The 19,648-nt window shown below is 47.4% G+C and carries 12 protein-coding genes; 10 read left to right on the plus strand and 2 right to left on the minus strand.

Features of this window, described 5'->3' with window-relative positions; translation table 11 throughout:
- Nucleotides 1-147 precede the first annotated feature (147 nt).
- The 4 genes from KJS52_RS20385 to KJS52_RS20400 all read left to right on the plus strand — a co-directional run bounded on the left by KJS52_RS20385 (nucleotide 148) and on the right by KJS52_RS20400 (nucleotide 5,797).
- Nucleotides 148-3,882 carry a DUF5695 domain-containing protein gene (locus tag KJS52_RS20385; RefSeq protein ID WP_373871378.1) on the plus strand — a complete coding sequence of 1,245 codons (3,735 nt, stop codon included), beginning with the start codon at nucleotides 148-150 and terminating at the stop codon, nucleotides 3,880-3,882.
- Between the two features lie 181 nt (nucleotides 3,883-4,063).
- Nucleotides 4,064-4,504, plus strand: a complete 441-nt coding sequence (locus KJS52_RS20390; RefSeq protein WP_213518946.1) for a MerR family transcriptional regulator — start codon at nucleotides 4,064-4,066, stop codon at nucleotides 4,502-4,504.
- Nucleotides 4,505-4,533: 29 nt separating this feature from the next.
- Nucleotides 4,534-5,190, plus strand: a complete 657-nt coding sequence (locus KJS52_RS20395) for an MBL fold metallo-hydrolase (RefSeq protein WP_213518948.1) — start codon at nucleotides 4,534-4,536, stop codon at nucleotides 5,188-5,190.
- Nucleotides 5,191-5,248: 58 nt separating this feature from the next.
- Entirely contained in the window at nucleotides 5,249-5,797 is a 549-nt protein-coding gene (locus KJS52_RS20400) for a hypothetical protein (RefSeq protein WP_213518950.1), read from the plus strand.
- 114 nt (nucleotides 5,798-5,911) lie between these two features.
- On the opposite strand, the gene KJS52_RS20405 is transcribed toward KJS52_RS20400, so the two are convergent.
- Nucleotides 5,912-7,609: a family 10 glycosylhydrolase gene (locus tag KJS52_RS20405; RefSeq protein WP_213518951.1), complete on the minus strand. Its 1,698-nt coding sequence runs from the start codon at nucleotides 7,607-7,609 to the stop codon at nucleotides 5,912-5,914.
- 364 nt (nucleotides 7,610-7,973) lie between these two features.
- Nucleotides 7,974-8,675, minus strand: a complete 702-nt coding sequence (locus KJS52_RS20410; RefSeq protein WP_213518953.1) for a hypothetical protein — start codon at nucleotides 8,673-8,675, stop codon at nucleotides 7,974-7,976.
- Nucleotides 8,676-9,119: 444 nt separating this feature from the next.
- On the opposite strand from KJS52_RS20410, the gene KJS52_RS20415 reads away from it, so the two are divergent.
- The 6 genes from KJS52_RS20415 to KJS52_RS20440 all read left to right on the plus strand — a co-directional run bounded on the left by KJS52_RS20415 (nucleotide 9,120) and on the right by KJS52_RS20440 (nucleotide 19,637).
- Nucleotides 9,120-13,595 carry an S-layer homology domain-containing protein gene (locus tag KJS52_RS20415; protein WP_213518955.1) on the plus strand — a complete coding sequence of 1,492 codons (4,476 nt, stop codon included), beginning with the start codon at nucleotides 9,120-9,122 and terminating at the stop codon, nucleotides 13,593-13,595.
- A gap of 220 nt (nucleotides 13,596-13,815) precedes the next feature.
- Complete coding sequence (locus KJS52_RS20420) at nucleotides 13,816-14,484, plus strand: response regulator transcription factor (RefSeq protein WP_213518957.1); 669 nt, start codon at nucleotides 13,816-13,818, stop codon at nucleotides 14,482-14,484.
- Nucleotides 14,481-15,878: a HAMP domain-containing sensor histidine kinase gene (locus tag KJS52_RS20425; protein ID WP_213518959.1), complete on the plus strand. Its 1,398-nt coding sequence runs from the start codon at nucleotides 14,481-14,483 to the stop codon at nucleotides 15,876-15,878. Before KJS52_RS20420 ends, KJS52_RS20425 begins: the two co-directional genes overlap by 4 nt.
- Nucleotides 15,879-17,288: 1,410 nt before the next feature.
- Nucleotides 17,289-18,197: an ABC transporter ATP-binding protein gene (locus KJS52_RS20430; protein WP_213518966.1), complete on the plus strand. Its 909-nt coding sequence runs from the start codon at nucleotides 17,289-17,291 to the stop codon at nucleotides 18,195-18,197.
- Nucleotides 18,197-18,907: an ABC transporter permease gene (locus tag KJS52_RS20435; protein ID WP_213518968.1), complete on the plus strand. Its 711-nt coding sequence runs from the start codon at nucleotides 18,197-18,199 to the stop codon at nucleotides 18,905-18,907. Before KJS52_RS20430 ends, KJS52_RS20435 begins: the two co-directional genes overlap by 1 nt.
- A gap of 1 nt (nucleotide 18,908) precedes the next feature.
- Nucleotides 18,909-19,637 carry an ABC transporter permease gene (locus tag KJS52_RS20440; RefSeq protein ID WP_213518970.1) on the plus strand — a complete coding sequence of 243 codons (729 nt, stop codon included), beginning with the start codon at nucleotides 18,909-18,911 and terminating at the stop codon, nucleotides 19,635-19,637.
- Nucleotides 19,638-19,648: the final 11 nt, after the last annotated feature.

Here is a 19,648-nt window from a genome sequence, read left to right on the forward strand (position 1 = left end):
TCTAATCCTTGAAAGGGGGTGATGGAAAAGGTTCAGTCTCAATCATTCATCCAGATTAACTCGCTTGATTGCAAAGCTTTTGTCATGAAAGGAGAAAAAAGTATGGGTGAGAACATTATTTATTGCTCTAAACGATTTATGTGGTTAATGATGGTTATTTTTGTAAGCGCTTTATGTTGGTTCGTGCTGCCGCAAAGTGTCTTGGCGTATGATCTTGCCAATGACACCTTCCGTTTAAGCACAGGCAATCACGGTGAAATTACGAAGCTGGAAATTGTGGGCGACCAATTTCCAACCAATTATGTCATGAACGGCAGCAATGCGCCACCGCAAAATACGTCCGAGCACCAATGGGTAGGCGAGCTAATGTTTACTTATCGCTTGAACAATGGCGCTTGGCAAGAGGCGTGGACGAGCAAATCAGCCGGTGCGCGCACGCAAAGCCAATCGGGCAATACGGTGAATATTACGTATCAAAACTCCTCCAATTCGCAAGGGATTCGCAATTTCCGCGTCGACCAGTCCTACCAGCTGCAAGCGGATCATTTGCGCTGGGAAATCAAGGTGACGAATACTAGCAATCAATCGCTGGAAATCGGCGATTTTGGCTTGCCGCTGCCATTTAATGAATACTGGTCGTACGGAGGCAACGAGGAAATCTATGAAACGCGAGTCGTTACACATTCCAATGTAGCCAACAGCAATTCATATATAACAGTGCAGCGTCCTAGCGGCATCGGCCATTCGTTGCTTATGGTCCCTGATACAGCAACAGGAGCCGGCTTTGAATATATGGACAATTGGCGGATCGAGGAGCATCCCGGCTCAACATGGGCAGCCGATCAAGGGGGCTGGCCTGAAGGGTTAACCGTCTACTACATTCATTCCAATGTCATTAAAAGCACGAATCGCGGCTATTTGAACAATACGAGTCTTATATTGGCGCCAGGGCAAAGCAAAACCTATGCCTTCAAGCTATTCGCCGAGGAGGATGAGCAGGCTGTCAAGGACCGCCTTTATGAGGAAGGGCTGATTGATGTCACAGTCATTCCAAGCATGGTCGTGCCAACTGATCAAAAGGCCAAATTCGCTCTGCGCACGAAGAAGCCAATTACTTCAGTAAACGCACAATATCCGTCGCAAACTGTGATTACATCACTCGGCACGAAGCCGGGCGGCTATCATTTGTATGAGCTGCAGCTTGGCCGCCTGGGACAAAACGATATTACGGTGCTATATGGCAACGGCGAGAAGACTGTGCTGCAATTCTATGCGATTGAGCCGATTGCGGACGCATTGCAGCGCCATGCAACATTTATCGTAGAAAAAACGCAATGGCATATGCCAGGAAATATTCGCGACAAAGTATTCGATGACTGGATGATGTCCACCAAGTCGAAGCGCAACTCCTTCTCGGGCTACTGGGGCTGGGGCGATGATTGGGGCTTGACGCATGGGCAGTTTCTTGCCGAAAAAAATGTGCAAGACCCGGTTGCAGCTGAAATTGTTGCGGTTGATCAATACCTGGAAACCGCGATCTGGACCAATTTAATGAACGGCCATCATCAGGATTATTTGATCCATGACTTCCTGATGCCTGAGCCGAACGATACTCCAACCTACAGAGGCTATGCGTACCCCCATGTATACAATACGTATTTCAGCATGTATAAAATTGCTGATCTTTATCCGCAGCTTGTTAACTACATTCATCCGAAGGAGACTTATTTGCTGCGAGCATACCGCATATTTAAAGCGCTTTATGAAGGGCCTGTCGCTTACAACTGGAATACCGGACTAATGGGCGAAATGACGACCCCGGATATAATCAAGGCGCTGCAGGAGGAAGGGTATACTGCTGAAGCGAACGATATGATCGCCAAGATGACTACCAAATACAACAACTTTAAAAATACCAAATATCCGTACGGCTCGGAATACAACTATGACAATACTGGCGAGGAAGCCGTCTATACGCTGGCCAAAATGAACAACAACCTGCAAATGATGAGCAAAATCAACACGAAGGCGCGAGCTGTTCGCGGCCATATGCCGCTGTGGTACTTCTACTCGGTTCCGGTTACGATTACTGGCGAGCCGTGGTGGAACTTCCAATACACGGTTGCGCTGCAGGGCTATGCGATGGATGACTGGGTTCGCCATCACTCAACGAATCCCGAGCTGGAAATGCGTTTGACCTATGCCAGCAAAATTGGCAATATAACGGCGATCAATTCAGGACAAATCAGCTCAGATCCTGAAAATATCGGTGCTGTAGCCTGGACCTATCAGATGACGAAGGGCAACCATGGCGCGCTTGGACTGGGCGGCGGTCCGCTGTTTAACGGCTGGCGCGGCATGTCAGGCGAGGCTGATCTTGGCTTATGGGGCGCGATTAAAATATTGAGCGCCGACATCGTCGTTGATCCGTTGTTTGGCTTGTACGGCTACGGTGCCGATGTAACAGAGAGCGGCTCCAACTACGTCATCGTGCCGAAGGATGGCGTATTCCAAAAGCTGAATCTTATTACGGAGAAGCTCGGCATCGAGCTGGAGCGCGATACGTATACGACGGCAACGGTAGCGAAAGCAAAGAATTACGTCAAGCTAGCGCTGTCCAATGCCACGCCAGGCGCTGCGCATACAACTAAAATTATGTTTACCGGGCTGGTAAGCGGCAGCTATAACGTATTGCTCGACGGTCAGCCTGTAGGCAGCGTCAATGCGGTTAACGGCCAAACGACAGAGGTGCTTGTTAATATTGGCGCCAACCAAAGCTATGAGCTCGAATTGGAGCAGGGCACATCCGTTCCGATTCCTGAACAGGTGATTCATTTGGAAATGAATCATACGAGCGGCACGACTGCAACTGATTCCTCGGGCAGCGGCAATCATGCTGCTTTGCACGGTGGAGCATCATGGACAACAGGCTATGCTGGTCAAGCGCTGCAGCTGAACGGTACGAACGGCTATGCCAGCCTGCCTGCCGGAGTAGTTAACCAGCTTAATCATTTTACAATTGCGAGCTGGGTAAAGGTGGACAGCCATGCGGATTGGGCGCGAATTTTTGATTTTGGTTCGGGCTCTACTCACTATATGTTTCTCACTGCTGATGCTGGCGGAGCTGCAGGTTTGCGCTTTGCCATCTCGACAAATGGCAACAGCAGTGAACAGCAGCTCAGCACCAATACGCCGCTGGAGACTGGCAAATGGGTGCATGTGGCAGTAACGAAGCAAGGCACGACCGGCATCATGTATGTAAATGGAGTCGAGGTAGCGAGAAATACGAGCATGACGCTCAGCCCTTCTAGCCTGGGCGCAACTACACAAAACTATATTGGAAGATCGCAATTTGCCTCTGATCCATATTTCAAGGGAGCGATTGACGATTTCCGCATCTATAGCAGGGCGCTTGCTTCATCTGAAATTGCCGGACTTGCCAATATTGCGAGCGATATTGCACCGCTAGCGACCGCTACAGCCTCCTATGTTTCGCCTTGGGAAAGCCTGACGGGCTTGAATGACGGCTACACGCCAACAAGCTCGAGCGACCGCGGTCATCCTGTGTATGGAAACTGGAATAATCCGAATACGACACAATGGGTACAGTACACATGGAGTCAGCCGTATACGATTGACAAGGTCGATGTATACTGGTTTGACGATGGCGGCGGTATTGATTTGCCAGCCTCGTATACGATTCAATACTGGAATGGCTCGGCATGGACCAGCGTCAGCAATGCGGAAGGCTACGGCCTGCTCGCTGATCAATACAACACGACATCATTTGCACCAGTTACAACCGATCGCATTCGTTTAAGCGTTACTGCAAAAGCAACTGCATCAACCGGCATTCAAAGCTGGAAGGTTTACGGGAATTAGTGCCTGTACATTTAATTAGTAAGTGAATAGAGGCACCTCATCGCTTCAAATTGGAATATGAAGAGGGCTTGTTCAGATTGTCAGTCTTTACTGACCTTCCGGATAAGCCCTCTTTGAATAAAGAGGATTGACCTTGGAGTATACTCCAATGATACGCTATAGCTAAAGAGGAGGAGATCAGGTGAAAATTAAACAGTTTACAGAAAAATATCGGATTTCAGCTGATACAGCAAGGTTCTATGAAGCAGAAGGGCTGCTGCAGCCAGTTCGTTCTGAAAATGGCTACCGCATTTACGATGAGAACTGCGAACGAGCAATAAAATTTATACTCGTATTAAAGCATACCGGCTTTTCTCTGCAGGAGATTAAGCTGCTGCTTTCCTTGGAAAAAAGACCAGTCTCTGAGGAGTGCAACATCGCCTCTGTTACCGCTTTTTCCAGCAAAATAGATGAGATCAAACGAAAAATAGCATTTTATCAGTCAGCCTTGCATGCGCTGCAAATGACGACGCAATTGATGGAAAATGGGAAGTATGAGCAAAATCAGACGATCATTGACGAGCTGATGGACGATATGTACATCAAATTAACCGCACAGCAGGAGACGAATCGCGATATTTAAGCTTGCAACAAAGCAAAGGGGAGATTAGGATGAAGGTACGTAAAATTTCTGCGCATATTACGAAGCTGGAGAGCTGGTTTATGTTTAAAATGAGCGCTTGGCTCGTACAGGTTGAGGACGGTGTCTATATCGTCGATACCGGTATGTCGTTTATGGGCAAGCAAATATTGCACGAGGCCGAAAAGCTCGGTAAAGTGAAGGCAGTGCTGTTGACGCATGGGCATTCCGATCATGTTGGCGGCTTGCAGCGAATTGTTGCGGAAAGAAATATTCCCGTGTATGCACATCAGCTGGAGCTAAAGTATATGGAAGGCCAGGAGCCGTTTCCAGGCAGAAAGAAAAGCGAGAAGCTCGTACCGCCTGGCAGTGTGCAGCCTTTGCCAGCAGACGAGAACGGTACACTGCAGCCAATCGACTCGTTGATCCCGTATCATACGCCAGGGCATTCTCCAGGCCATGTGGCGTATTATCATAAGGCGGATTCCGTTCTGATCAGCGGCGACTTGTTTACATCCAGTAAAGGCAAGCTGCAGCAGCCGATGAAAATGTTTACCGCCGATATGCGGCAAGCGGTGGCCAGCGCCGTAATCGTCAGCAAGCTAAAGCCCAAGCTGGTTAGCATCGCGCACAGCAATGATGTGCAGCATGCCTACAAGCAAATCGATCATTATTTGCAGCAGGCGTAACTTAAAGTGGTCATCATTTTATTTGCGAGGAGTTGGAATGGAAAGAGGGGATAGAAATATGTTTAAACAGAAGAAGCTTTTGCTAGTCGGCATTGTTTTGGTTTTAATTGTATCTGGATTCTTTATCTATAGTCAGAAAAGCGATCAGAAAAGCGACCGCATTCTTAACAAAATAGTATCCTCTAGCTTAGACAATCTGCTAGAGGATACGTTGCAAATGTTAGAAACAGAAAGCAGTAGTTCCCTGTATTTAATAAAGGATGCGAGCCATTATATTCACTTTATTATGTTAGATTCGAACGAACTATTAGCTGATTTGAAAATTCCTGCGGAAATTGGAAATAACTCAGATTTGGAATTAACATGGAGCGCTAAGCATATCAATAGCGAAAAGAAGTATGCATTTTTTGGCGTAATTTATAACAAGAATATAGCTCGAATAACTGTTAACAACTCCGAGGTTAATACGGTTGATTATCAAGGTCATCGAGTGTTCTATAGCACTGAAAAATTTGATTCTCCTATATTTATTAGAGGTTATTCGCCATCTGGAGATTTGATATATAGAAATGACAGCAATGACAAAAATGACATGAAGCATGCCTAAAAGTAAATCAATACATACAACAGCTCTCCTATTGCCGCGGCACAATAAAGCGCCCGCCTCCGGACCGTTCAGAAGACGGTTGCGGAGGCGGGCGCTATGTTGCTTGTAATAAGATTAAGATTGATAATAAGAGCGGAGTGCTTCCTTGATGCCGAGCGGATTTTTGCGCAGATCCTTCGCGCTGAAGTATACGTCGCCTTTTATTTCAGGGTAGCGCTTATTGTATTCCAACTGATTAATAATTTCCTGTGCGCTCTGCCAACCAGCTTCCTTGGTCCCCAGCTTATATGGCGAGTGACCGATATACAGATCCACTCCGGTTCCCTGCACCTCCTGTACCCACCAATCGACCAGCTTGTCATATCTGGCGGCCGGGAAGGAGAGGCTCCAGTACAGCTGCGGATTGACGTAGTCGATCCAGCCCTGCTTGATCCAGGTGCGGACGTCGGCATACATGCTGTCATATGTCGTTATTCCCGCGTTCGTATCCGAGCCGGTCTTGTCTACCGACTGGTTGCGCCAGACGCCGAACGGGCTAATGCCAAAACGGACATCCGGCTTCGCGCCGTGGATCGCCTGTCCGAGATCACGCACGAACACGTTAATATTGTTGCGCCGCCAGTCGGCCTTGGAGGCGATTTTGTCCGGATTGTACGTCTTGAAGGTCTGGTCGTCGGCAAAGCTTGTATTGGACGGGTAGAAATAATCATCCAGATGAACCCCGTCAATATTATAGCCGTTCACGACTTCCATGATCGTATCAATAATATGCTGACGTGCCTGCGGAATGCCCGGGTTAATATACAGCTTGCTGCCGGCGTTTACGATCCAGTCCGGTTGCTGCTTGGCAATGTGGCTATCAGCCAACTGCTCGGTCTTCGTGTCGACGCTGGCGCGGAACGGATTGAACCAGGCATGAAACTCCATATTCCGCTTATGTGTCTCCTCGATCATAAAGGCCAGCGGATCATAATCGGGAGCAAGCCCTTGTTTACCCGTCACATATTTGGACCAAGGGACAAGCTGTGACGGGTACAAGGCATCTGCCTCCGGGCGGACCTGCACAAATACCGCGTTCATGCCCAGTTCCTGCAGCTCGTCGAGCAGCTCGCGATACTCCTCCATCTGCTGAAGCGACTTCCCGTAGGAGGATGGCGACGGCCAATCGAGATTATACACGGTCGAAATCCAGACGCCGCGCAGCTCGGTCTCGCCCGTATCGCCTTTGCCACCCCCACCCGGATTCACCGTGTCTTTCGGACCTGCAGGGGCCGTCGATCCTGGCTGTCCGCTCCCCGGATTCGTCGTCCCGGATCCTGGCGTCTCGCCCCCCGGGGTCACTGGAGCCTTACCGCCGTCAGCTGCCAATGTAATGCGCTGATCCTGCTCGCTCCAGGTAACCTTCAGACCCAACTGCTCGCTGACGAAACGCAGCGGCACCATCGTCCGGCCAGACTTAATAGCGATGGAAGCGTCGAGCGCGACAGTTTGCCCGTTGACGATTGCGTTCGCTGCCCCTCGTTTCATGATGATCGTCTTTCCAACCCCGTCCATGATTGTAGCCTGCTGCTCCTTCTGGTTCCAGCTGACCGTTGCGCCCAGTTCTTCGCTAATAATGCGCAGCGGCACCATCGTCACATACACTTTAGGGATAATGTAAGGAGAAACATCGCTATTGATTGTTCTCCCATCCAGTATAATCTCGATTCCCTTGGCGCTGTCGGAAGTTCCGGCAGCTGAAGCGACCGGTGTGGACAGCGTCATCAACATCGCCGCCAGCATCAGCCAGACAGCCCATTTCCTTACCTTCATCTTGGCAATTTCCTCCTGCTTCCATTTAATATAGTAAACCTTTCCAATAGATTAGACGTCGGTCCGGTTTGTTAGTTGCACCTTGCAGTCCATTTCGTCCTGATGCATATCCTGCTATCCCCTATGAGCAAATCTAGCACTAATCCCATTTTAACAATTTAATAACAGGTTATTGAACTATTTCCAGTCTTATAATATACTATTCCTACCCGATAACTATGAATATTATTGAAGCCTCGTTACGTTCATAAAAGGAGTGTTCGTGTGATTGAGCTGATCGATATTTACCTTTCTTTAAAATAGAAAAAGAAGCGCTTCACCATTACTAAACGAGTGAAACGCTTCATCATTTTTATCAATATAACTATTGAACAAGAACCTGTAAGAAAATATTTGCAGTCCCACCCATTCCGTATGCGGTTAGGGTAGCTTCTGTGTAACCTCTTGGTCCTGAATAGTTAGTATGAGGGTAAAGGTCGACATAATCCCATCCAGTGTTATAGTTAAACGAATTGGTGGTAGGGTTCTTTCTAATTACATTTCCAAGAGGTAAGCCGTCAGAGACTGATGCTTCACGATTACTTACAACAATAGTGGAATTTTGTGGTTCCCATCCTCCCTTAATATTAGTAATTTTAATTTCTTTATCTGTAGATCCTCTAGTAAAATATGTAATTTCTAATGTTGCCTTGCATAGATTCTGAGTTACTGATCCACTGTTAGAATCAAATGGGGTTATGAGTCCTGATTGAGAACCAGAGCCAAATTCAGTGTTCGGCAATGATAGAGTAACTTCGTAACTTGCTGTGAAAGAGCCATCCTCATTAATTTGGTTAAGAGTTTGTTTTGCGTCTTTAATTTCAAAATCTGATTGCTTGTTATTTTGAACGTTGTTTGATGTTAATGACGTCTTATGATTTGAGTTGTTTAATGTTAAAAATGCTTCAAATTGAAAATTAACAGGCTCCGATTTTTCAGTGTTTTCAGTCGCTGCCGTCGCTGTTGGTTGTAAAATCAAACTAAATAACAACCCTAAACTTAATAAATACCCTAAAATTTTTTTCAACTGAATACCTCCTAAATTTTCAAAATAATAACAATAAAAATATACCATATATTGAATTAAATGTAAATACTAAATTTTCTGAGTATGCTTTATTTCATGTTAAGTTCCGTATACGGTTTTATAGATAAAAGGAGCCAAGTTTTGTGTAGTGTTTATAGAAGGCTGAAAGCCCCAAATGCTTAAGAATACTGACTTAGAGCTTAAAAAACTGCATATGAATCACGGGTTCGCCTTGCTACGATATAGCTTGATAAGAGGAGCAGCAGTAAAGCAGGGCAGGATCAATGCGCTGAGCATTGCGTACAGTACCTGTTAACTAACGGATGATGGGAGGATGATCTGTACTATATTTTGACAGCGGTTTCATTTCGCGACATAGACGGAGGCAAGCTTGTTACAGAGAAATGCAGCTTCAAATTTTAAAGGATAGAAAGGGGATCGATTATGAATAAGCAGTGGAAGCGGTTTTTATCGTTATTGCTGTGCTTGCCGATCATGGGCATGCCGTTTTATACACTTATCCCGGGAACAGCAGCAGCTGCGGCTTCGTCTGCCGCACTGTCCTTTCCGGCAGCGCAAGACGCATTCGTCTCCAATTTCAGTGGTCAAGGAGATCGCTTGGGAATTGAGCTGAACGCCAATAAATTAATTTACGGAAAATCGCGGCATGTTTATCTCAAATTTGATTTATCCGCGATTGATACGGAGCGCTACGATCTTAACGAGATGAGCATGCTGCTTAGCTTCAGAAAATCACATGCGCCAAACGAGCTGGTCTTTACGGAAAGCGAATCCACACTGCGCGACTCTGATGAAGCGTGGACGGCCAACAATTTAACCTATAATAACCGTCCAAATGATATAGCTGGATCGCCTAGCGCAACCTATAAGGTGACATCAAATGGCGAAGAAAACCTGTCCATCGACTTATCTGAAATTTTTCGCTCTGCACTGAGCAGCGGAAGAAAGGTGATCAGCGTACATCTAACGACTGCCAGTGTGGATGACAGCACGATTAGCGCCAGTGAAATGTATGCCTCGCGCAATACAGCAGCGCATCCTGGGCCGACCTTGAACGTCACATTGGGCGAGCCGATTGTCGATGATGGGGTTGACAGGTCAGCGCTCAATGCGCGAATTAGCGAAGCTGAACAGTTAGTTGAAAGCGAATACACAACGGACAGCTGGCCGAAATTGGTCGCAGCTCTCGCTTACGCAAAGGAGGTTAGCATGCGCAATACAACGCAGGAGGAGATTAACGAAGCGCTCGCGTTACTGCAAGCAGCAGTAAACAGTCTTGAAAAGGCAGAATTTCCCATTAAAATCGCCGCGCCAAACATGGGGAATTACGTGAACAATAGCAGCACTGCAGCGATGATTATGAAAATGAAAAATGAGGAAGGCCAATATGTCAAGGTAGACCCCGTAACTGAAAAGCTATCGCTTACGAAAAATGCCGCGGAGGCCTCTCATTTTGCGCTATATGTGCTTGACTATTTTGCAACGGTAAATCATGAGGAGCCAGAGGTTGGCGCTACTAAAACGGCTTATTCGATAAAGTCATTGGATAACGGTAAATATCTTACGATCCAAAATTACTTTACAGCCGACCAGTTTTTAAGCAATACGCATCGTTACTTTAATATTGTGAGCGGTGCGCCTAGCGGCACCAGCACCGACAGAACCTTCGAGATCAAGGCATCAGCGAGCATGCCAAGCTGGAATGAGCGGTTTTATATCGATCATTTCGCCAGCTCAGGTTATTATCGAATATATTCGCATTTGTCCACAATGAGAGATGATATCGGCTTTCGTATATTTAATGTGCAAATGTCTGAGGAGGCAATGCTAAGCACGGGAACAGCCGGGCAGGATCGCGAGTATAGATTTTATTTTGAAGAGCTAGAGGGCAATGATTTGCTGGAGGTAAAGCAAGAGATTTCCGGCGGCCAGGCAAAGCTGTTCTGGCAACCTGTTAATGGCGATACGAATGCTGAGCATTACCGTATTGTAGGGGCAAGTGCCGACATCGTTTACGCAGACGGCTTGATGCAGGTTACATTGTCGGATTTGAGCGCAGGTCATTATCAGTATGTCGTTCAATATAACGGAAGCGATTATGAAACGTCGGAGGATGTAAAGGTACGTATCTTCAACCATCCTGGCATTTTGCATACCGAGCAAGATTTGGACAGAATGAAGCAGCGCGTTCAAGAGAAGGCTGAGCCTTGGTACTCTGATTACCAGAGACTGTTGAACAGCGTTTCCTACAATTTATCGAGCGCAGACTTTGAAACGACTGTCTTTTCAAATGTTGGACGGGGTGGCGCTCCAGCGGATTCCGGCAATATCGGTCATTTTGAGAAAGGCGGTAATGCGGCGTATTTCAACGCCTTGCAGTGGGTCATTACAGGGGATGATCAATTTGCGGAAAAAGCAGCCGACATTCTCGTAAAATGGTCGAGCGGCTTGAAGGCAATAGACGGCAGAGACCGAATTCTTGGTGCTGGCATAAATGCATACAAATATGCCAATGCAGCCGAAATTATACGTTACTATAACGGTGGATACAGCGGGTATAGCGATGAGGACTTCAAAGCACTGCAGGATATGATGCTGAACGTCGTTTATCCTGTTATTCAGGATGCGGCTGTTCCGATGCTTGCCAATGGCAACTGGGACGCGGCGGCGATTGTGAGCATAATTTCAATCGGTGTTTTATGCAACAATACGGAAATTTTTGATCGTGCAATGGCCTTGTATCAAGACATTCATGTAAACGGCTCAATATTCGCTTATGTGCATGAGTCAGGCCAGACGATGGAAACTGGCCGCGATCAAGCCCATGCTTTACTGGCTATCGGCTATATGGCGGAGATATGCCTGATTGCCTACAATCACGGCGAGGATCTGTACTCCTTGTACGACAACAGGCTGGCGAAAGCATTTGAATATTCGGCGAAATATAATTTGTATTCGAGCGAGCTGTACGGTGAGGAAGTGCCCTTCGTATCGATGCCGAACGTTTTTGGCGATAGAAGCAGAGGCTACTATGGGGACGGGTTCGACAGAGAGAATAACGGATTAAACAGAGGCGAGCTTAGACCGGTGTTCGAGCAAGGACTTGCACTCTATAGCAAGGCAGGCGTTGAAGTGCCGTGGACAGAGAAAGCGGCAGCGGCAGCGAGACCGCAGGCTATGGTGCATTTTGACAATTTGAACTTTGCAACGCTTACCTTCTATCAAGGCGAGCCAGTCAATCAAGACGGGCCATACTTCCAAATGCGGACGAGATGGGAGCCATTGTATCAGCGCAATTGGAGCATCGTAGACGGTCAGAGAGTCGCGGAGACATTGAACTCCTATTATGATGTCAATGAAGACGGCGAGCTTGTAACCAGTGTCATGAAGAAGGAGGCGCCTTTCTATCAGCTGGTTGCCAACGACGACGGCACATATTCGATAAGGCTTGTGAAGAGCAACACTTATTTATCGGTCAAGGATGAAACGGCAGGAGATTACAATGTAATAAAAGCTGATGCGACAGAGATAGGCGAGAGTGAAAAGTTTCTGCTTCGTTCCAGCGGAGTAGGCCCGTACTTCCTCGTATCTCCAGCCTACGATAACCGTATTGTGTACCAGGAGGCAATCGATTCAGGAAGCAGTGCTGTCTTAACATTACGGCTTGGTACGAAAACGCTTTCTGAAGTAGCGGATGTACCGAATATTACAACGAATGAAAGACTTATCTTTATGTACAATACGAAGGACATTGCACGGAGCAGCAGCATGCCTCCGCCAATTACATCGGCTAACAGCAGCAAACAGACGGTAACGCTTAATGGTCAGACTGCTACTGTAACAAAAACTGAGGATGGCACATATCGTCTAGTCAGCACAGTTGAGCAAATCAGCAAGGCTCTATCAGCCTCCGGCAGCGAGCTGAACATCGCTGCTAAGGACATCTATGCTTTGACAGTGGAGCTTCCAATAGTGGCAATAGGTACTGCCGATTTGAAGATTGAAACGGAATTCGGCACTGTCACTATCCCTAATGCCGCGCTGCATCAAATTAAGAAATTGTATGGCGATACGCTCATGCTTAGCCTTCGACAAGGTAGCTTTATCGTTGAGCTGCTACACAACGGCAAGCCTGCAGCCTACCATGATCCCGACAATCCGCTGATCATCACGCTGCCTGTAGAGAATGCAGAAGGCCGCGATCCTTATCAGTATGTAGCAATCAAGAAGGAAAATGGCAAAGCAGTCAGCTACCCGATGGCGATTAGTGAAAACGGCAGTATAACGTTTACTGCAGCGTCTACTGGGACCTATGATGTGCTATACAATGGCAAAGCGTTTGCCGACGTAATTCCTGAGCACTGGGCGGCAAGAGATATTTCACTGGTAACAGCTCGTGGGCTATTTGAGGGTACAGCTGTCAACCAGTTCAGTCCTGGCGCAACCATGACGCGGGCAATGCTGGCTCACGTGCTCGCTAATTTGGAAGGTATTGATAGCGAAGTATACGCAGAATCGCCATTCCGTGATGTACCTGCAGGACTTTGGTACACAGCTTCGACGGCTTGGGCATTTAAAAATGGCATAGTAAGCGGAACGGGGCAGGACAGCTTTAGTCCTCATCATAATATTACACGCGAGCAAATGGCGGTTATGCTCTATAATTACGCGAAGTTTAAAGGCTACAAGCTGCCGTCAGCTTCGACGGTACAGTTCGCCGATCATGATCATATAAGCGCATGGGCCAAAGAGGCGGTTGACGCGATTGCAGCAGCAGGCATCATTAGCGGTAAGCCAGACGGCAGCTTTGACCCGAAAGCTAACGCCACCAGAGCCGAGGTGGCTGCTGTATTCGCCAGATTTATTCGGGCAATTAATGCAAACAGCTTAAGAACATAGGGATAAGTTTGCTGTGGAAAACATGTTTGCAGCTTTGCAAAACAGGCGATAAATTAATGATCTTTTCAAAAGCGACTGGAGGAATGCTTTTTTCCGGAGCACCGATTCACCTACAAGAGAAGGACGTTCAGATTGTCAGCATCCGCTGGCTTTCTGGACATCCTTTTTTTGTGCAAAAAGAAGCATATACGCTATAATGACGGTGAATGGAGTGAAGAAAATGAATGAAATTTTATATATCGAAGATGATCTTGAAATAGGTGCATGGCTGAAGCAGGAGCTGGAAAGCAGAGGCTATCGTGTTATATGGCTCAGCTCTGGCGAAGGAGCGGAGGATTACGCTCAGGCTGTCGATCTTGTAATTCTTGACGTGATGCTGCCAGGGCTTGACGGCTTCTCGGTTGGCAAGCGCTTGAAGCGGGTCAGCCCTGAGCTGCCGATTCTGATGCTTTCTGCGCGCACGGCAGTAGAGGACAAGCTGGAGGGTCTTGGCTTTGCCGATGACTATGTAACGAAGCCATTTCATCCCGATGAGCTGGCTGCGCGAGTCGAGGTGCTGCTGCGCAGATTCCAGAAGCATGAGCAGCAGCTTGAGCTGCAGCATTTGCGCATTAATACGAAGGAGCTGCGCATCATCGACACGCGAACGGAAGAAGAAATCGTGCTGACTGGCAAGCAATATTATTTGTTCCAATGCTTTATCCGCCACCTTAATCAAATTTTGACCAAGGAGCAATTATATGAGCAGGTGTGGGGCGAGAGTTATATCGAAGGGGACAAAACGCTAATGGTGCATATTCGCTATTTGCGCGAAAAAATCGAGCGTGACCCTTCACAACCAACCGTTATTGAAACGATCCGCGGCATTGGCTACAGGGTGAAGCTATGAAGAGAAAGCTGTTTAGCTCACTGCAATCCAAGTATATGCTGCTCATATGTGTTGCACTTATTTTGTTTCAATTTGTCTATTTGCTCGTCTCTATGGTGTTTTCAGGAATTTCCAATCAAACGAACAGGGATGAGCGGCCTGATTACAGGAAGGTGGAACAATCATGGCATCAAGCGGCAAAAGAACTGACGCCCGATTCAGCGGAAGCGGTGGAGCAGTTGTATGAAGCATGGGCCAAGCAATTTCCGCAAGCAGCTATGTTTTGGGTCAATGGCGCGGGCGAGCTGAAAAGCAGCTGGAATGTGGAGCGCGAGCTGCCGCAGACCTGGACGGCGATGAACACTGCTCAATATATGAAGTCAAGCTACGGCAATGATCCTTATACGGTGATTGCTTTCGTTGCTGGCTCCGAGCAGCATGGTTTTGTTGTCATTGAGCTGCCGCGCAAGCTGTTCCAATCGATGCTGGAAAACGTGTATGACCGGTTCGGCACTTTGCTGTTGGGCTCAGTATTGGCAATTATTTTGCTGTTCATTTTTATATCGTATTGGTTTTTCCGCAGCATTCGCAAACGGCTGCTCTATTTACAGCGAGCGATGAGTATGCGTGACAGCGATAATTTGCCGGTAGCGATTCATGTGCGCAAGCAGGATGAAATCGGACAGCTGGAGCAGGCGTTTAACCATATGGTGCTTGAGCTGAAGCAAAGCCGGGAAAGGGAGCTGGAGGAGGAGCATATCAGACGTCAGCTGATCGCCAATCTTTCCCACGATATTCGAACACCGCTGACTAAGCTGCGCGCCAACGCCTATACGATCAGCAAGCATGAGCTGCCAGCCCCCGTCGCAACGGCTGCGCAGTCGATGGAAGGATCAGTGCGGCAGATCGATGAGCTGGTGGACAACCTGCTTGCCTATACGCTGCTGATTGGGGAGCGTTATCGGATGGAGCTGAAGCATGTTGCAATCAATCGCTTTTTACGGGAGCATCTTGCGTCATGGTATGCGGCATTTGAGCAGGAGGATTTTGAAGTAGAAATTAAGCTGGGCGAAATGAAGCAGCCAGAATGGATGATTGATCCGATCTGGATGAAGCGCATTTTGGACAATTTGCTGCAAAATGTGCTGCGGCATGCCAAGTCAGGCAAATATGTGGCGGTTGAGACGACCAGCTGCGAGGGCTATGACGTCATTCGCATCATTGATCAGGGCAACGGGATTGATGAAGGGAAGCAGCATAGCGAAGGAGCGGGAATCGGCTTGTCCATTGTCGATATGATGGTCAAAGGAATGGGGCTGTCATGGCAGGTCTATCGCCAAGCACCTTACTTCATCATCGAAATTCGCAAGCCGTATCAGCGCTCCGGAGCAAAGCATCCTCCAGTCGCTTTTTAAATCGTAATGCTCTTGTTTAAATTTTTAAGGTAGCATTACGATGTTAAAGGCGCCCCACTTCGTTTTACGGATGCTTTGCTCCTCCGCTGTGGCTTTTTTGTTGAGTACGCTACGAAGTAGACCGTTGCGTTATTCAGCTGGATGATTGAATGCCTTTTTCAGCGCTCCGGAGCAAAGCATCCTCCAGTCGCTTTTTAAATCGTAATGCTCTTATTTAAATTTTTAAGGTAGCATTACGATGTTAAAGGCGACCCACTTCGTTTTACGGATGCTTTGCTCCTCCGCTGTAGCTTTTTGTCGTTGAGTACGCTACGAAGCAGACCGTTGCGTTATTCAGCTGGATGATTGAATGCCTTTTTCAGCGCTGCGGAACAAAGCATCCTCCAGTCGCTTTTTAAATCGTAATGCTCTTGTTTAAATTTTTAAGGTAGCATTACGATGTTAAAGGCGACCCACATGCGTTTTTCGGATTGCTTTGCTCCTTCGCTGTAGCTTTTAGTTGTTGAGTACGCTACGAAGCAGATCGTTGCGTTATTCAACTGGATGATTGAATGCCTTTTTCAGCGCTGCGGAACAAAGCATCCTCCAGTCGCTTTTTAAATCGTAATGCTCTTGTTTAAATTTTTAAGATAGCATTACGATGTTAAAGGCGCCCCACATGCGTTTTACGGATGCTTTGCTCCTCCGCTGTAGCTTTTTTGAGTGCAGGACCAAGAAGCTTGGACGCTAGTAGAAAATGAGGAGCGCAGCGTAGGCATAAGCTACGTGAGCACCTAAAATGTTTCCGTAGGAAACATACATCGGAAGCATAAGCCTTCGCTAGCGTTCAAGAATTCGCCGCCGATTATGCTACAACGAAACGACATCGTCATCAAAGCCTATTTTTGAACTACCACTTTCAATAAAGGTTCAAAAATAGGGCTTTCAGGACCAAGAAGCTTGGACGCTAGTAGAAAACGAGGAGCGCAGCGTAGGCATAAGCTACGTGAGCACCTAAAATGTTTCCGTAGGAAACATACATCGGAAGCATAAGCCTTCGCTAGCGTTCAAGATACGCCGCCGATTATGCTACAAAGCACTCCATCGTCATCAAAGTCCAGTTATTGAACTACCACTTCCAATAAAGGTTCAAAAATAGGGCTTTCAGGACCAAGAAGCTTGGACGCTAGTAGAAAATGAGGAGCGCAGCGTAGATAGACCTACGTGAGCACCTAAAATGTTTCCGTAGGAAACATACATCGGAAGCATAAGCCTTCGCTAGCGTTCAAGATACGCCGCCGAATCCGCTACAAAGCACTCCATCGTCATCAAAGACCTATTTTTGAACTACCTCTTAAACAAAATTTAAACTTTATGTGGACCTCCTTTTAACCTCCACCCCCTATACTAGGTTGCGAGGTGAAGAAAACGATGAGTATTATCGTACAAACAGAGCAATTAACGAAAACATTTCAGAAGCAGTATGCGGTTGATCATATTGATATGACGATTCGTGAGGGTGAGATTTACGGTTTTCTAGGGCCAAACGGCGCTGGCAAAACGACGACTATTCGCATGCTGCTCGGTCTGATGAAGCCGTCCTCCGGCAGAATCAAGGTGTTAGGCAAACGGCTGAACACGCATAAGCTGGAGATATTGCGTCAGGTAGGCTCTTTGGTTGAAAATCCTTCCTATTATCCACATTTAACAGCCTATGAAAATTTGAATGTTATCCGCCAAATCGTCGGTGTGCCGCCTGTAAGAGTGACAGAGGTGCTGGAGCTGGTCCGTCTGACAGAAGCGGCGCATCGCAAGGTTAAAGGCTTCTCGCTTGGCATGAAGCAGAGGCTGGGCATAGCCGCAGCGCTGCTGCATCAGCCGAAGCTGCTTATTCTCGATGAGCCGACCAACGGTTTGGATCCTTCCGGCATTATCGAAATTAGAGAGCTGATCAAAAGCTTGCCGCAAAAATATGGCATGACTGTGCTAATATCGAGCCATTTGCTTTCGGAAATCGATCAGATCGCTACATCCGTAGGGGTTGTATCGCATGGCAAGCTGATTTATCAGGACAGCATAACCAATATGCGCAAGCTGGCAAACTCTTCAATTCACATTCAATGTAATGATCCTGAGCAAGCAGCAGTGGCTTTGCATCGGCTTGAATTGGCAGTAGAGCTGGGAGCGAATAAGCTTGTGCTGCATCAATGCTCGGACCGCGCGGTAGCGGATGCCGTTAAGCTGCTTGTGCATCAAGGCATGGACATTTATCGTGTAGAGGAGCATAAGCAATCGCTTGAACGCATCTTTTTGGATATGACAGGCGGGGTGAGTTTATGATGCTCTCCAAACTTCTTGGCTCAGAATGGATGAAAATCAAGCGCAAGGGACTATGGTTTTTGACCTTATTAGGTCCGCTTGGCGTGATTGGCTTAACGATGGTTAACTATGGCGTGCGAAAGGACTATTTGTTAGCGCAAAGTGAGGATGATTGGGCCTACTATTTGGACAATGTTGCGGCTTTAACGCCGATGGCGCTTGTGCTTGGCATTGTCATTTTAACCTCGCTGCTAGCCAGCATAGAAGCACAGACGAACGCCTGGAAGATGTGGCTGGCGCTGCCTGTCAGAAGAGGCTCGGTTTATTTATCCAAGTATCTAATCGCAGCTGTGCTGCTGCTTGTATCCTCCTGCATTTTAGCTGTTGGTACAGCGGTTTACGGGATGACGCTCGGTCTGGGCGACGACATCCCATGGCTTTCTATACTGGAATACAGTTTTTATCCATGGGTTGCCTCACAGGCTTTAATTGCGCTGCATTTATGGTGCGCTTTAACAAGCAGCAACCAAGGCTTTACAGTCAGTCTTGGAATTGTAGGCGTGATTGCCGTCATTATTCCGGTGTATTTGCCCGATTGGGTCATATGGAAATGGCCTTCTTTAGTCTCGGAGCTTGACAATCCCTGGTCTAGCGGTGTAATAGGTGTTGGCGCAGGCTTGCTGCTGTTTATGGCAGGCATGCTTCATTTTAGCAGAAAGGATGTTGGTTGAGATGAAGGCGATATTACGAACAGAATGGTTTAAGCTGCGCAAGACGAATATTATCCCCTTTATTTTGCTAGGTCCTGCGCTAGTATTCGCTATTGCTTTGTTGATAGATGTCAGCGGTGAGGAGATGGCTGGCATCAGATATGTGTACGCCTTAATAAATGCCAACATGGCCTACGGTGTTTTGTTTCTGCCGTTAATTACTGGCGTACTGGCAACCTTGACCTGCCGCTACGAGCATCAAGCGGGAGGCTGGAAGCAGCTGTTTGCTCTGCCGACGACGAGAGGACGCGTCTATGTTGGGAAGTTTTTAATTGTTAGTGCCATCATTTTTGTAATGCAGCTGCTTGTATTGGTCGCTTTGTTAGCTGCTGGCATCATTAAGCAATATGGGGAGCCGTTTCCTGTTGATGTGATCCTGCGCGGCATTATTGGAGGCTGGCTGGCAACCCAGCCGTTAATCGCGCTTATGCTATGGCTGTCCACGCTGTTTCAAAGCTTGGCTGCGCCATTTGCGGTAAACGTTATTTTTACAATCCCGACGATGATGGTGCTGAATTCAAAATTCGCTCCATATTATCCATGGGGACAGCCGTTTCTGATGATGACCGTGCGCGAAGAAGCAGACAATTTCTTCTATATTGCGTGGGAGCAGCTATTAGCGGTTGTAGGCGGCAGCTTCCTGCTGTTTTTCCTCATCGGCTATATTTACTTGCAGCGCAAGGAAGTGTAGCTATTCACTAT

This window comes from Paenibacillus montaniterrae (assembly GCF_018403185.1).
Classification (GTDB): Bacteria; Bacillota; Bacilli; order Paenibacillales; family Paenibacillaceae; genus Pristimantibacillus; species Pristimantibacillus montaniterrae.

Bases quoted from the DNA above. Each gene is read 5' to 3' on its own strand.
- KJS52_RS20385 (WP_373871378.1), top strand. From the start codon at position 148: ATGATGGTTATTTTTGTAAGCGCTTTATGTTGGTTCGTGCTGCCGCAA.
- KJS52_RS20435 (WP_213518968.1), top strand. From the start codon at position 18,197: ATGCTCTCCAAACTTCTTGGCTCAGAATGGATGAAAATCAAGCGCAAG.
- KJS52_RS20415 (WP_213518955.1), top strand. From the start codon at position 9,120: ATGAATAAGCAGTGGAAGCGGTTTTTATCGTTATTGCTGTGCTTGCCG.
- KJS52_RS20420 (WP_213518957.1), top strand. From the start codon at position 13,816: ATGAATGAAATTTTATATATCGAAGATGATCTTGAAATAGGTGCATGG.
- KJS52_RS20440 (WP_213518970.1), top strand. From the start codon at position 18,909: ATGAAGGCGATATTACGAACAGAATGGTTTAAGCTGCGCAAGACGAAT.
- KJS52_RS20400 (WP_213518950.1), top strand. From the start codon at position 5,249: ATGTTTAAACAGAAGAAGCTTTTGCTAGTCGGCATTGTTTTGGTTTTA.
- KJS52_RS20430 (WP_213518966.1), top strand. From the start codon at position 17,289: ATGAGTATTATCGTACAAACAGAGCAATTAACGAAAACATTTCAGAAG.
- KJS52_RS20425 (WP_213518959.1), top strand. From the start codon at position 14,481: ATGAAGAGAAAGCTGTTTAGCTCACTGCAATCCAAGTATATGCTGCTC.
- KJS52_RS20395 (WP_213518948.1), top strand. From the start codon at position 4,534: ATGAAGGTACGTAAAATTTCTGCGCATATTACGAAGCTGGAGAGCTGG.
- KJS52_RS20405 (WP_213518951.1), bottom strand. From the start codon at position 7,609: ATGAAGGTAAGGAAATGGGCTGTCTGGCTGATGCTGGCGGCGATGTTG.